We start from the raw sequence: 14,220 nt of genomic DNA on the forward strand, positions 1-14,220 counted from the left end.
AGGGCCTTTGAAATGCAGGAAATCAGAGTTGAACTGACTGAACATCCACAATCCAAGCCAACCGATTCAAGTAAACTCGGATTCGGTACGATCTTTACAGATCATATGTTCATTATGAACTATGATGAGGGAGAGGGCTGGCACGACGCCAGAATTGTCCCGTTTGGACCGATTGAACTATCGCCGGCGGCGATGTGCCTGCATTACGGCCAGTCTGTTTTTGAGGGAATGAAAGCTTATCGTGCGGTTGACGGCAGAATCCTGCTTTTCAGACCGGACAAGAATATGGCCCGTCTCAATTCTTCCAATGACCGGCTTTGCATTCCGCTGATCGATGAAGCGTTCAGCCAGAAAGCGATCGAGAAGCTGGTATCCATTGAAAAGGACTGGATTCCGTCCGCGGAAGGAACCTCCCTTTACATCCGTCCGTTTATTATCGGAATCGATCCCCATATCGGAGTACATCCGGCACAGCATCTGCTTTTCATTATTCTTTGCTCGCCCGTCGGGGCCTATTATCCGGAAGGGCTGGATCCGGTGAAGATTTATGTGGAAACCAACTATGTGCGCGCCGTCAAGGGCGGGATGGGCTATACCAAAACGGCCGGCAACTACGCGGCTTCCTTAAAAGCGCAGGATGAAGCGGAAAAGCAGAATTACACCCAGGTTCTCTGGCTGGACGGCGTAGAGCGCAAATACATTGAAGAAGTCGGCACCATGAATGTATTTTTTGTCATTGGAGATGAAATCGTAACCCCCGAGCTGCAGGGCTCCATTCTTCCGGGAATCACCCGCATGTCCTCCATTGAACTGCTCAAATCATGGGGCATGAAGGTCGTCGAGCGCAAATTGTCCATCGATGAGCTTGCAAAGGCCGCGGAAAACGGTCAGCTGAAGGAAGCGTTTGGTACCGGCACCGCCGCCGTCATTTCCCCGATCGGCCATCTGAAATGGGGAGACGATGTAATGGACATCAACAACGGAGAAATCGGGCCGATTTCCCAGCGCCTTTACGATACCCTGACGGGAATTCAATGGGGAAAGATCAAAGACGAATTCGGCTGGACTGTTGAAGTAAAATAATTTCGATTGTCGAAAAGTTTTTCAGGCGGCGTTGGTTGCGCCGCCTTTTCCTTTTCAGGAGGACTTATGCGCGAGCTTTCTTTTTCAGTGCCACAAGAATACGAGGAAATCAGGCTGAAAAGCTTTCTGCGTTCGTACTGCGGAATCTCCGCCCGGCTGATGATCCGGTTGAAACGCGAGCCCATGGGCATTGCGAGAAACGGCTTGCATGCCATTGTGACGGAAACGCTAAACGCGGGGGATACGGTATGTATCCGGATGCCGGGCGACACGAAGCTGCACGAACCGCTCAGCGTCCCCCTTGCGGTCGTCTATGAGGACAGCGATCTTCTGATTGTCGATAAGCCTTCCGGTATGCCGATGTATCCAACGCCCGGCCACGACTGCGACAGCCTTGCAAACGCGGCTGCGGCGTATTCTCTTTCCAAAGGGGAGCGGCTTTCCTTCCGTCCCGTATACCGGTTGGATAAAGATACAACCGGGCTGGTCGTCCTGGCGAAAAATTCTTACTGCGCGGCGCAGCTCGCCGCCAAAATTGAAAAGGAATATGTTGCTGTGTGTGAGGGAATTCTTATGGGAGAGGGAACGATCGATGAACCGATCGGGCTGAAAGAGGGGCACAGCATTCAGCGTGAGGTCACGGAAAAAGGGGAGAGGGCGGTTACGCATTGGAGGGTGCTGAGCAGCGGCGGCGGACACACCTTGGTTTCCTTCCGGCTGAGGACGGGCAGAACCCATCAGATTCGCGTGCATATGGCACATATCGGTCATCCCCTCGCGGGGGATGATTTTTACGGCGGCGGCCTGCGGTTCCTTTCAAGACAGGCGCTCCACTGCATGAATATTCATTTTATTCATCCGGTCACCCAAAGGGAAACAGACCTTTCCTGCACGCTTCCAAGCGATATGCATTCGCTGCTTGCTGGATGCGGTATGGAAGAATACACAAAAACAGAGTAAAAATACGGCATAAATGCATACAAATCCATTAAAATGAATTTTTATTTATATTAATACTTGATTTTTGCATATTTATGCGCTATAATACAAACTATCCTAAACAAACAAATCCAACTTCATTTTACGGAGGGTTAACAAGATGAAAAAGTTTTCTAAAATAGCGGCGTTTTTACTCGTTGCCGCCATGACGCTTTCTTCGGCGGGCTGTGCCCAATCGGGAACCACGGCGTCCGCGACAGGCAGCCAGACCGCCGCTTCGGCCGGCGAGCAGACCAGCGTGGATAAGGTTAAGGCGGACGGAGTCGTCATCATGTCTACCAACGCGGAATTTGAGCCGTTCGAGTACAAGGACGGAGACAAGATCGTTGGCATCGACATTGATATTTCCAATAAAATTGCCGAGAAGCTCGGCGTTCAGCTGAAAATCAACGATATTGCTTTCGACACTCTTACCACGGAGCTTGGTTCCGGAAAGACCAACTTCGTAGCCGCCGGTATGACCGCGAATGAGGACAGAAAGAAAAATGTCGATTTTTCCGACACCTATTTCGACGCTTCCCAGGCGATCATCGTATCAAAAGACAGCGCGATCAAATCCCGTACGGACCTGAACGGCAAGAAGGTCGGCGTGCAGCAGGGGACGACCGGAGATACCTATTGCACCAATGAAGACGGAAAGAACGATATCAAGGTTGGCTCCACCGAGCGCTATGCCAAGGGCGTAGACGCCGTCACCGATCTGATCAACGGCAAAATCGACGCGGTCGTCATCGACGATTTCCCGGCCAAGAAATTTGTGGAAAAAAATTCCGACAAACTGGTTAAGCTGGATGAGGCGCTGACCACCGAACAGTATGCCATCGCGGTGCCGAAGGGTGATAAAGCGATGCTGGACACCGTCAACAGTGTTCTGAGCGAATTAAAATCGAGCGGTGAGCTTGACAAGATTATTGAGAAGTACAAAGAGGCTCTGGGCGCCTGATTTTCCCACTTATCAATAGAATGCAGGGCGGGCGGAAAAATCTGCTCCCCCTGCTTTTCTCAGTTTAAAAACGGGGGTAAATTATGGATATACTGACGGCGGCCCTGCCGCTCTCTTATTTTTCGGAATTCCCGCAGAAATTCTATGATGCGTTTATTCTGAAGAACAGATATACAAACATAGTGTTCGGTCTGGGAAATACCCTTATGATTACCTTTTTTGCGGTCATCATCGGGATTATTCTGGGGACCATCGTCGCTCTTGTCAAGGTGACGCACAATAATGACAAGTCAAAGCTGAAATTTCTCAATGCAGTGTGCAGTGTATACCTGACGGTGATACGCGGTACGCCGGTCGTTGTCCAGCTGATGATTATGTGGTACATCGTCTTTCAGCCGCCCGTGAATCTGGACCGGGTTGTCGCGGCGATCTTTGCGTTCGGCATCAATTCCGGCGCTTACGTTGCGGAAGTCATCCGGAGCGGGATCCAGTCCGTGGACAAAGGGCAGGTCGAGGCCGGGCGTTCCCTCGGACTGAACCAGCGCGATACCATGGTGAAGATCGTATTTCCTCAGGCTCTGAAAAACGTCCTGCCGGCAATCGGCAATGAATTTATCGCTCTCTTAAAGGAAACCTCCGTCGCGGGCTACATCGCGATACAGGACCTGACCAAGGGCGGCGATATCATCAGAAGCATCACCTATGATCCGTACACCTCCCTTCTGGCTGTTGCGGGCATTTATCTGCTGATCGTCATGGGCTTGACCGCCCTGCTCGGCAAGCTTGAAAGGAGGCTGCACAGAAGTGATAACCGTTAAGAATCTGCATAAGACGTTCCAGACCCTGAACGGCGATCTGGATGTTCTGAAGGGCATTGACCAAAATATTGAAAAAGGCGAGAAGGTTGTAATTGTCGGCCCTTCCGGTTCCGGGAAAAGCACGTTCCTGCGCTGCCTGAATCTGCTTGAGCAGCCGACCGACGGCGAGGTCTGGTTTGAGGGCGTTCAGATCAATGTGCCGGAGTGCGATATCAACCAGCTCCGTCAGAAGATGGGGATGGTGTTCCAGCACTTCAATTTATTTCCGCATTTGACGGTGCTCCAGAACATTACGCTTGCGCCGATCACGCTAAAGCTGAAAACACAGGAGCAGGCGGAGCAGCAGGCGAAACAGCTGCTTGAGCGGATAGGGCTGGCGGACAAGGCGGAAGCATACCCGCTTCAGCTGTCCGGCGGACAAAAGCAGCGGATTGCGATTGTGCGTTCGCTTGCCATGAACCCGGACGTCATGCTTTTTGATGAACCCACCAGCGCGCTCGACCCCGAAATGGTCGGAGAAGTCTTACAGGTAATGAAGGAACTTGCCGCCGAGGGGATGACCATGGTGGTGGTGACACATGAAATGGGCTTTGCCCGTGAGGTTGCCACCCGCGTACTTTTTATGGACGACGGCCAGGTTCTGGAAGAAGACGCCCCGGATCAGTTCTTCGACCATCCGCAGAATCCGCGCCTGCAGGATTTTTTATCTAAAGTTCTTTAAAAAACAATACGAATATGATAAAATAAGAGCGCGGTACATACCGCGCTCTTATTTTTGTGAAGGTGGTTCTTGGAAGATGCCGGCTGCGATCACGCATTATCTCCATGCGCAAAGAGTTCTGGAACAGTTGCAACAGACACAGGCGAACGGTGAACGGAATCTGGCCGCGTTTCTTTGGGGAGCACAGGGGCCGGACTTTTTGTACTGCCACCGCTATCTGCCGTGGCAGAGGGGAGAGAGCCTGAAAGACTACGCCGGAAAGCTCCATCTGGAGAATCCTTCAAAAACGCTGGCGCTGATGCGGGAATATTATCTGCGGCAGCCGAATAAGGCACTGGTTTTATCGTATATCGACGGCTTCCTTTGCCATTACTCCTTGGACCGGATTTGCCATCCTTTTATTCAGTCCGGGGCGAAGGCGCTTCTTGAGCAGGAGCCGATGCAGGATGAAGAAATCCTGCACAACCAGATAGAATCCGCGCTCGACGTGATTCTGCTCCGGTATGAAAGGGCGGCGCTGCCGACGGAGTTTGACCTGAAACAGACGGTCCCGAAGAATGATAATGTCCAGCTCCACATTGCGGATTTGTACGCTTTTTTGCTTCACGGGTTATTCGGGGTTGAGGACGCTGGCGTCCCGCTGTATCAGGCGACCAACGACTGCCGCACGGTGTTCGGCCTTTTAAACGACCGCACCACTCTGAAGCAGGCATGGATAGAGCGGAGGGAAAGAAAGGGGAAGCGGACCGTTTCCTGCCATTTCCGCGGGCTCAGCGAAGGCGACGGGTGTGATTACGCCAATATCCTGCACAATGAATGGAGCTGGCCTGCGGACAGTGGGACCGTCCGTACGGAAAGTTTTCCGGAGCTTTATGAGCAGTCCGTTGAGGATAGTCTCCACCTGATCGGCGGTTTTCTGGAAACGGATGATTTTGAAAAATTGACGGACAACATTTTCTTTATATGAAGGAGATTTATAATGGAAAGAATCGCAAGTTTTTGTGTCGACCATACCAAGCTGATGCCCGGTATTTACACTTCCCGTATCGACGGCGATATCGTAACCTATGATATCAGGATGAGAAGGCCGAATATTCCGCCGTTTCTCCCGAATGCCGCCATGCACACCATCGAGCATCTGTTCGCGACCTTTGTACGCAACAGCAGTCATAAGGACCATATTATTTATTTTGGCCCAATGGGCTGCCGGACCGGTTTCTATTTTTTGACCAGAAACCTGAGCCACGCGGACGCTGTTCAACTGATCATCGAGGCCTTTGCCTTTATCGCTGATTTTGAAGGGGCTATCCCTGGGGCCGCGGCGGCGGAGTGCGGAAATTATCTGGAACACGATCTTGACGGCGCGAAGAAAGAGGCAAAAGCGTTCCTTCCGGTGATTATGGGGTGGACTGAGGAGAAGCTCCGTTATTTAAGCTGAATTTTAATTGCCAAATTGTTGCATATTTGTTAATTTGATTCCAACGGGTTGCAAAATAGGCAAATTTGTTATATGATTAAAAACGTATTACAAACTTGTAACAATTTATTAACCCGAAAGGATTTTGTTTCATGCAGCTCTCGAGGCTAAAGAAAACAAAAAGCGTATGCAGAGATTCCGGTTATAAGATGTTGAATCAAACAGCGGATGATTTATATATTGTAGGTATCCAGACGGTCAGAATCCTGAAAAGAGTCGGACGCAGGCTTTCCCGGTTTTTTAGACCGTTTACGAATTTATGCAAATCGATCTACGCCGCCACAGTCGGCAAACGGATTGCCCGCCTGAAAGAAGAGTTTCAGTCCATCCGGGAAGGATTTTCCATTGCCCGCGACAGGATCGCGCAGGCGAGAAAACTGGGCTACGGACGTGTTTTTAAAGAGTATCTTACCGTCACGGGAAAAAGCTTTGTCCGTCACAGGGGTTTTGTGTTTTCGATTTTGAATATGGTTGTTCCCATAGGAGCAATTTTTCTTTTGGGGGCTACCGTGCATTTCTGGAACGGACTGAATTACGGCTTGGTTCTTGCTTATGACGGGAAGGAAGTCGCTACCATTCAGGATGAAAAAACCTTTGAACAGGCGAGCGAAATGGTGAGCCAGCGCATGGTTCACGACACGGCCGACAGTGATATCAATATCAATGTCACCCCCACGTTCCGACTCGAAGTAGTGGATGCAAACAGCTTTCTGGAGGTTAATTCGGTCTGCGACAAGATTATCCAGCAGTCAAACGGAATCATTGAGGAAGCGAGCGGCCTTTATGTAAACGGCGAGCTGCTCGGCGCGGTGAAAAGCAGCGCGGATCTGCGCTATATGCTGCAAAATTTTCTGAACAAGGCAAAGGACGGGGACACGAGCGCATCGGTGGACTTTGCGCAGGATGTGGAGACCATCAACGGGCTGTTTCCGACCACAACCATTATGGCTACCGAGTCAATGGATAAACTGATCAACGGCACTTCTCAGGCGGCGGTAACCTATACCGTAAAAGAGGGGGACACGGTTACTTCCATTGCCAAGGTAAACCACACGACCATTTCCGAGCTGAACAAAATCAACAACAACCAGCTGGGGGACAATCTGATGCCGGGGGATTTGATCAACCTGCAGGTTGCGGTCCCTATGCTGGATGTTCAGCTGACCAAAAATTTGACGTATGAAGTCCCTCTTTCGTATAAAACAGTAACGATCAAGGATGATTCCCAGTATACCGATTATTCCAAAGTGAAGACCGAGGGAGTAAACGGAACGCAGAAATGTGTTGACAAGGTGTATTATGTAAACGGCGTTGAGCAGAAGCGCGACGTCATCAGCAGAACCGTTGTGGTGCCGTCTACCGATAAGGTGGTAATCACGGGAACCAAGAAGCGTCCGAAATACAGCGGCGCCGGCGTCAGCAGCGGAAGCCTGATGTGGCCGGTTCCGTCCCTTCACACCATTACCACTTATTTCACATGGCGCTGGGGCAGTTTCCATACCGGTATCGATATATCCGGCGGCAGCGCTTACGGGAAAACGATTGTTGCGGCCGACGGCGGCACCGTTGTATCGGCGGGGTGGAGCAGCGGCTACGGCTATTGTGTAAAAATCAGCCACGGCGGAGGGCTGCAGACGCTTTACGGCCATGCAAGCAAAATTCTGGTTTCGGCGGGCCAAAGGGTCTCCAAAGGGCAGGCAATCGCCCTTGTCGGAAGCACCGGAAACTCCACCGGTCCGCACTGTCATTTTGAAGTGATTAAAAACGGCACTAAGGTGAATCCGCTGAGTTATGTCAGCAGGTGACGTTTGGGCAAAATACGGAAAGCGTTCTGTTTCCCAGAACGGGGGAAAGAACGCTTTTTAGTAATATTTACAAAAACAGACTATTTGTTTTGTTGGTTATTGACTTTTCCATCATTGTGTATTATGATCATTAACAGTGCAACGAAATCAATAATTGGCTATTTTTTCCTGCTTTTTTCGTATATTTTACTTGATTACTTTCAAAATATTTACAACAATATATTCATTGAAAACGCTTAATATTTTGCGTAAAAATGTAATAATAGTATTGTTTAACTTTAGATTGGAGCGTGCCGCATTGGACAAGTACGTTATTAAAGGTGGCAATCGTCTGACCGGTGAAGTCAGCATCAGCGGTGCAAAGAATGCCGCGATTGCAATTATACCGGCAGCGATTTTGGCAGATGATGTGTGCTGTATTGAAAATATTCCGAATATTACAGACGTTGCTTCCATTACAAGGATCCTGTATGATATGGGAGCTAAAATTCGCAATATCGACAAATCGACGATTGAAATTGATCCAAGACCGATTCATACCCACGTGGCGTCCTACGAACTGGCGCGCCATATACGTGGGTCTTATTACCTTTTAGGCGCTTTGCTTGGCCGCTTTAACCACGCGGTGGTTACCATGCCGGGCGGATGCGACTTCGGGGTCCGCCCGATTGATCAGCACCTGAAGGGCTTTGCGGCCCTGGGCGCGGCCTATAAGCTGGAAGGCGGCATGGTGGACGTCTATACGCAGGCTTTAACAGGAGCCAATATTTATCTTGACGTTGTGTCTGTCGGCGCAACCGTAAATATTATGTTGGCTGCTGTAAAGGCAAAAGGAATGACAGTCATTGAAAATGCTGCAAAGGAACCCCATATTGTCGACCTCGCCAACTTTTTGAATTCCATGGGAGCGGATATCAGGGGCGCCGGCACCGACGTGATCAAAATATACGGTGTGACCCACCTGGCCGGAACCACCTATTCCATTATTCCAGACCAGATTGAAGCGGGTACCTATATGGTCGCCGCCGCGGCGACCTGCGGGGATGTCCTTGTTAAAAACGTAATTCCCAAGCACTTGGAATCCATTTCCGCAAAGCTGGAGGAAATGGGCGTTCAGGTGGAGGAATTCGACGACGCAGTCCGCGTCAGCCGGACGGGAAAACTGAACAAATGCAATATCAAGACAATGCCCCATCCGGGTTTCCCGACGGATATGCAGCCGCAGATCGCGGTGCTTCTTTCTATGGCAAATGGGACGAGTATCATTAATGAGAGTGTCTGGGACAATCGCTTCCGCTATGTGGAAGAGCTCAGAAGAATGGGCGCGCAGATTTCCGTTGACGGCAAGCTTGCTGTTGTGGAAGGCGTTGATCACCTGAATGCGGCACCTGTAAAGGCAACCGACTTGCGTGCCGGTGCGGCGATGATGATTGCGGCGCTTGCGGCGTCGGGCACCACTCAGATTGAGGACATCAATCATATTGAGCGCGGATATGAAAATGTAGAGCAGAAGCTTTTGAATTTAGGAGCGGATATTCAGCGGGTTCATGTTCCTGAGCCGGCAGTGGCGCAGGCAATCTGAATATTTTTGAACGATTTGAAAGGGATTGACATCGGTCTTTCCCTTTTCTTTATTTGGGGGAGCGTTATGGCGAGAATATGTCCGCTTTTCAGCGGAAGCAGCGGAAACAGTTATTACATAGGCTCTTCCTGCGCGGGGATTCTGATCGACGCGGGAAGAACGGCAAAGCAGCTCAACAATATGCTGGAAACCTGCGGGATAGGAATCGAGTCGGTGAAAGCGATCTTTGTCACGCATGAACATATCGACCATATCCGGGGCCTGCGCGTGTTGGCTTCCCGGAAGCACATTCCGGTCTACACTTCTTCCGGCACTTTAAATGCGTTGGAAAAGATGGGGTGCGCCAACGGAACTTTCCGGGCGGATGTGATCGGTGAAAAGGGAATGGAATGTGCCGGTATGTTTATCAGGCCCTTCCGTACCTCCCACGACTGTGCGGAAAGCGTCGGATACCGTGTGCAGACCCACGACGGTCGAAGCGTCGGCTTTTCCACCGACCTCGGCTTTTTGTCCGACACGGTGCGCGATCAGCTGACCGGCGCGGATCTGGTGGTGCTGGAATCAAACCATGACGTTGGAATGCTGAAAAACGGGCCATATCCGTACCCGCTGAAACGGAGAATTTTGTCCGACACGGGCCACCTTTCTAATCAGGCCTGCGCGGATGAACTTACGAATCTGGCGCAAAAGGGAACAACGCGGTTTATTCTGGCGCACCTGAGCGCTGAAAACAACACGCCGGAGCTTGCGTTTCAAACGGCCCTTTGTTCTCTTTCCGTGGCCGGGCTGAAGGAGGGCGTCGATTTCCAGCTTTCCGTTGCGCCGAGAGAAAACAATACGGGAAAGGGAATTATTTTTTAGGTGGAATTATGCTTACGGTTCGTCTTATCTGTGTCGGAAAACTGAAGGAAGCCTATTGGAGGGACGCCTGCGCGGAGTACGAAAAAAGGCTGCGTCCATTCTGCGGCTTTTCCATCATCGAGCTGCCTGAGTGCAGGCTGCCGGACAATCCGTCGGACGCTCAGATCAGGGCCGCCCTGAAAACAGAGGGGGACTCCATTCTTTCCGCCGCGGGAAGTTCCGCCTTGTTTGCGCTTTGCATTGAAGGAAGAGAGCTTTCCTCCGGGCAGCTTTCCGATCAAATCAACACGCTGGCCGTGAACGGAACCAGCACGGTCAGTTTCGTCATCGGAAGCTCGTTTGGGCTCTGCGAGGCAGTAAAACAAAGGGCCGGTTTCCGTCTTTCCATGTCGCCGATGACTTTTCCTCATCAGTTGGCCCGTGTGATGCTCTGCGAGCAGATATACCGCGCCTTTCAAATCATCCATCACGGCAAATACCACAAATAATCGCTTTTGAACGGTGCAGGCCGCACGGTATGAGCACATAAAAACCGCCGTCCGGAAATTTTGATATGCTACCCCCAGATAGGACAGTGAAATAAAAAAGCACTGTTCTTCAGTCTGGGGGTAAAATTATGCCGAATAGGAAGAAGACAACAGCCGAAGAAAAGATCCGTATTGTAGAATTGTATTTGTCAGGCAAAATTGGATACAGCGAAGCAGGAAAACAGGCGGGAGTAGATTGCAAGACGATTGCGCGTTGGGTCAGTCGGTACAAGACGGAAGGGCCTGCGGGGTTTCTGACCCACGGACACGACCGGGCATACGGCAAGGAAACGAAACTATCGGCAGTTTTGGATTATCTTGCTGGGAAAGGTTCTCTTCAGGAAATCTGCGAAAAGTACGGAATCCGTGATACCCGGCAGCTCAGGGATTGGCTGAGGGTATATAATTGTCATGAAGACTTCAGGATACATACGGGAGGGAGTCGCATGACGAAGGGCCGGGATACAACCGCGAAAGAACGGATGGAGATCGTAAAAGCGTGTATCGTCAACGGGAATGATTACGGCGGTACAGCGCTTAAGTATCGAGTTTCTTACCAGCAGGTTTACACCTGGACGAGGAAATACCGAAATATGGGCAGGGCGGGGCTGGAGGACCGGCGGGGACACCGGGCCGGGACGCTTCCGAGCCGGACGCCGGAAGAAGAACTCAGAGACAAGGTTGCTCAGCTTGAACGGAAAAACTATGATCTGGAAATGGAGAACGCTCTGTTAAAAAAAGTGAAGGAATTGGAGAGGAGGCGACGTTGAGCTTCATCAGGCATCCGGCGGCTTACGGCGCGGTAAGCACGCTGTCTGCGGAACGGGTATTCCCTGTTTGGAAACTCTGCGGCTTTCTGCACATCACGCGCTCGGCGTATTACAGATGGCTGAAGCACCCGAAAAGCAGCCGCGAGTTGGAAAACGAACTCATCGCAGGCGAGGTCGAGAAAATCCATAGCCTGCATACGGATATGGGATACCGCAGAATACGGGATGAGTTGGACAGGCATCATGGCATTCATGTCAACGACAAGCGAGTACTCCGCATCGACCGTGCACTTCATATTCAGTCCAGCGTCAAATACCGTCGGCACGGGTGCACAAAAAGTGCGGCATCGCCGGAATACATTGCCAAAAACTATTTGAACCGCAAATTTTATGCGGACGCTCCGAACCGAAAATGGTTGACCGATGTAACGGAATTCAAGTATTTCATCGGCCCGGAAATCCGCAAGGTTTATCTGAGCGCTATTCTGGACTTGTACGACCGGCGCATCGTTGCCTATGCCGTAGGCGATCATAATGACAACAGGTTGGTATTCAATACGCTGGATGCTGCCGTGGCCGCTAATCCGGACGCACACCCGCTATTTCACAGTGACCGGGGGTACCAGTATACCAGCCGTTCTTTTCACTCGAAATTGCATGCCGCCAAGATGAAGCAAAGCATGTCCAGAGTGGCGCACTGTATTGACAATGGGCCGATGGAAGGCTTTTGGGGTATCCTCAAACGGGAAATGTACTATGGACGCAAATTCACCGACCGGAAACAGATCACGCAAGCCATTTCAGAGTATATTTACTTTTACAACTACCGGCGACTGCAGCGCCGATTGTCTGTTATGACACCCATGGAGTTCCATGCACAGTACGCAAAAGCTGCGTAAAAATTGCTGCCCGCCGGTTCCGGCGGACAGCAGTCCTAAAAATCTTTTTATTTTTTCATTGTCCTCTTGACGGGGTGCACACCATTTTCCGGACGGCGGTTTTTTATATTAATATGTTCTAAATCCTGCTATTAAATGGTGCCCTGCGCAAGCATGGCATCCGCTACCTTGACGAAGCCCGCAATGTTGGCGCCCGTTACATAATTCTTCGGGCAGCCGTATCTTTCCGCGGCGTCGGAGGCGTTCGCGAAAATGTTTTCCATAATGCTCTTCAGTTTTACATCGACTTCCTCAAAGCTCCAGGAAAGACGCATGCTGTTCTGGCTCATTTCCAGTGCGGAGGTTGCGACGCCGCCGGCGTTGGACGCCTTGCCGGGAGCAAACAGAACGCCGTTTGCCTGGAAGTATTCCGTAGCTTCAATGCTGGTCGGCATATTGGCGCCTTCCGCCACGGCGAATACGCCGTTTTTCACGAGTTCTTTCGCGTCGTCGAGAAGCAGTTCGTTCTGGGTGGCGCAGGGAAGCGCAATGTCGCATGGAGTACTCCAAACGCCTTTGCCTTCATGGTATACGGAATTCGGGCGATATGCCCGATACTCGGACAGGCGTCCGCGCTTGATTTCCTTAATTTCCTTGATCGCCTTAAGATCGATTCCCTCGGCGTCGTAGATCCAGCCGGTGGAATCGCTCATGGTCACGACCTTTCCGCCGAGCTCCTGCGCCTTCTGGCAGGCATAAATGGCGACATTGCCGGAACCGGAAATATCGATGATTTTTCCTTCGATGGATTTGCCGTTTTTACGGAGCATTGCGTCGGTGAAGTAAAGCAGGCCGAAACCGGTCGCTTCCGTGCGGACAAGGGAGCCGCCGAAGGTCAGCCCCTTGCCTGTCAGAATCCCGGAGTATTCGTTTCTGAGGCGCTTGTACTGGCCGAACAGGTAGCCGATTTCGCGGCCGCCTACGCCGATATCGCCGGCGGGAACGTCTGTGTCCGGTCCGATGTGGCGGCAGAGCTCCGTCATAAAGCTCTGGCAGAAGGCCATGACTTCGCGGTCGGATTTGCCTTTTGGGTCAAAGTCGGAACCGCCTTTGCCTCCGCCGATCGGCAGGCCGGTCAGAGAATTCTTGAAAATCTGTTCAAATCCAAGAAATTTCAGGATACCGATGTTTACGGACGGATGAAAGCGAAGGCCGCCCTTATACGGTCCGATTGCATTGTTAAACTGAACGCGGTAGCCGCGGTTTACCCGTACGTTGCCTGCGTCGTCCACCCAGGCTACGCGGAACTTCACTTGTCTGTCCGGCTCGGTCAGCCTTTCCAGAATACCGGCTTTCTGATACTGGGAATTTTGCTCAATAACCGGAGTCAGGGACGTTAAAACTTCGGTTACCGCCTGAATGAATTCGGGCTGGCTGGGATTTTGCTGGATTACGTTTGCGAGTTGCTCTTTAACATAAGACATGGGTATATCCTCCTATATAAAATTGAGAACGGTATTATTCGACTTAATAATACTTCTCAATTCAACAGTTTAGCACAGCAAAAGCCCGGATACAATCATTTACAATTAAAATTTATAAAAAAATCCTTGATTTTGCAGGACAAGCGTATCAATTCTGCAAAAAGACGGAAAATAAAGGGGAACGATTGAAAATTTGTGCATTAAAATGAAATGTCCCTTTCAATTCGAAAAAGATTGACACTGCTTACAGAATATAATAGAATATACTTATT

The 14,220-nt window shown here is 50.8% G+C and carries 14 protein-coding genes; 13 read left to right on the top strand and 1 reads right to left on the bottom strand.

The window, feature by feature from the left end:
• The first annotated feature begins 12 nt into the window (after positions 1-12).
• The 13 genes from VXK30_RS08130 to VXK30_RS08190 all read left to right on the top strand — a co-directional run bounded on the left by VXK30_RS08130 (position 13) and on the right by VXK30_RS08190 (position 12,485).
• Positions 13-1,083 carry a branched-chain amino acid aminotransferase gene (locus VXK30_RS08130; RefSeq protein WP_275717823.1) on the top strand — a complete coding sequence of 357 codons (1,071 nt, stop codon included), beginning with the start codon at positions 13-15 and terminating at the stop codon, positions 1,081-1,083.
• Positions 1,084-1,149: 66 nt separating this feature from the next.
• Positions 1,150-2,043 (top strand): RluA family pseudouridine synthase, encoded by an 894-nt coding sequence (locus VXK30_RS08135; protein WP_275717824.1) that lies wholly within the window; start codon positions 1,150-1,152, stop codon positions 2,041-2,043.
• 139 nt (positions 2,044-2,182) lie between these two features.
• Positions 2,183-3,025, top strand: a complete 843-nt coding sequence (locus VXK30_RS08140; protein ID WP_275717825.1) for a transporter substrate-binding domain-containing protein — start codon at positions 2,183-2,185, stop codon at positions 3,023-3,025.
• Positions 3,026-3,108: 83 nt separating this feature from the next.
• Positions 3,109-3,843 carry an amino acid ABC transporter permease gene (locus tag VXK30_RS08145; RefSeq protein ID WP_275717826.1) on the top strand — a complete coding sequence of 245 codons (735 nt, stop codon included), beginning with the start codon at positions 3,109-3,111 and terminating at the stop codon, positions 3,841-3,843.
• Entirely contained in the window at positions 3,830-4,564 is a 735-nt protein-coding gene (locus VXK30_RS08150) for an amino acid ABC transporter ATP-binding protein (RefSeq protein WP_275717827.1), read from the top strand. The genes VXK30_RS08145 and VXK30_RS08150 overlap by 14 nt, the downstream gene beginning before the upstream one ends.
• Before the next feature lie 76 nt (positions 4,565-4,640).
• Complete coding sequence (locus VXK30_RS08155) at positions 4,641-5,531, top strand: zinc dependent phospholipase C family protein (RefSeq protein WP_275717828.1); 891 nt, start codon at positions 4,641-4,643, stop codon at positions 5,529-5,531.
• 12 nt (positions 5,532-5,543) lie between these two features.
• Positions 5,544-6,002: an S-ribosylhomocysteine lyase gene (locus VXK30_RS08160; protein WP_275717829.1), complete on the top strand. Its 459-nt coding sequence runs from the start codon at positions 5,544-5,546 to the stop codon at positions 6,000-6,002.
• Positions 6,003-6,190: 188 nt separating this feature from the next.
• Complete coding sequence (locus VXK30_RS08165; protein ID WP_275717830.1) at positions 6,191-7,846, top strand: M23 family metallopeptidase; 1,656 nt, start codon at positions 6,191-6,193, stop codon at positions 7,844-7,846.
• Between the two features lie 298 nt (positions 7,847-8,144).
• Complete coding sequence (locus VXK30_RS08170) at positions 8,145-9,428, top strand: UDP-N-acetylglucosamine 1-carboxyvinyltransferase (RefSeq protein WP_275717831.1); 1,284 nt, start codon at positions 8,145-8,147, stop codon at positions 9,426-9,428.
• Positions 9,429-9,494: 66 nt separating this feature from the next.
• Positions 9,495-10,289 carry an MBL fold metallo-hydrolase gene (locus VXK30_RS08175; protein ID WP_275717832.1) on the top strand — a complete coding sequence of 265 codons (795 nt, stop codon included), beginning with the start codon at positions 9,495-9,497 and terminating at the stop codon, positions 10,287-10,289.
• Positions 10,290-10,297: 8 nt separating this feature from the next.
• Positions 10,298-10,777 (top strand): 23S rRNA (pseudouridine(1915)-N(3))-methyltransferase RlmH, encoded by a 480-nt coding sequence (gene rlmH, locus VXK30_RS08180; protein ID WP_275717833.1) that lies wholly within the window; start codon positions 10,298-10,300, stop codon positions 10,775-10,777.
• A 128-nt stretch (positions 10,778-10,905) separates the two neighbouring features.
• The gene (locus VXK30_RS08185) at positions 10,906-11,586 is read left to right on the top strand and encodes a helix-turn-helix domain-containing protein (RefSeq protein ID WP_329493119.1); all 681 of its coding nucleotides are present in this window, start codon (positions 10,906-10,908) and stop codon (positions 11,584-11,586) included.
• Positions 11,583-12,485 (top strand): IS3 family transposase, encoded by a 903-nt coding sequence (locus tag VXK30_RS08190; RefSeq protein ID WP_329493117.1) that lies wholly within the window; start codon positions 11,583-11,585, stop codon positions 12,483-12,485. Before VXK30_RS08185 ends, VXK30_RS08190 begins: the two co-directional genes overlap by 4 nt.
• A gap of 131 nt (positions 12,486-12,616) precedes the next feature.
• Here VXK30_RS08190 and gdhA read toward each other — a convergent pair whose 3' ends face one another.
• Positions 12,617-13,948 carry an NADP-specific glutamate dehydrogenase gene (gene gdhA, locus VXK30_RS08195; protein ID WP_275715580.1) on the bottom strand — a complete coding sequence of 444 codons (1,332 nt, stop codon included), beginning with the start codon at positions 13,946-13,948 and terminating at the stop codon, positions 12,617-12,619.
• Between the last annotated feature and the right edge of the window lie 272 nt (positions 13,949-14,220).

This window comes from Caproiciproducens sp. CPB-2 (genome assembly GCF_036287215.1).
Lineage (GTDB): Bacteria > Bacillota > Clostridia > Oscillospirales > Acutalibacteraceae > Caproiciproducens.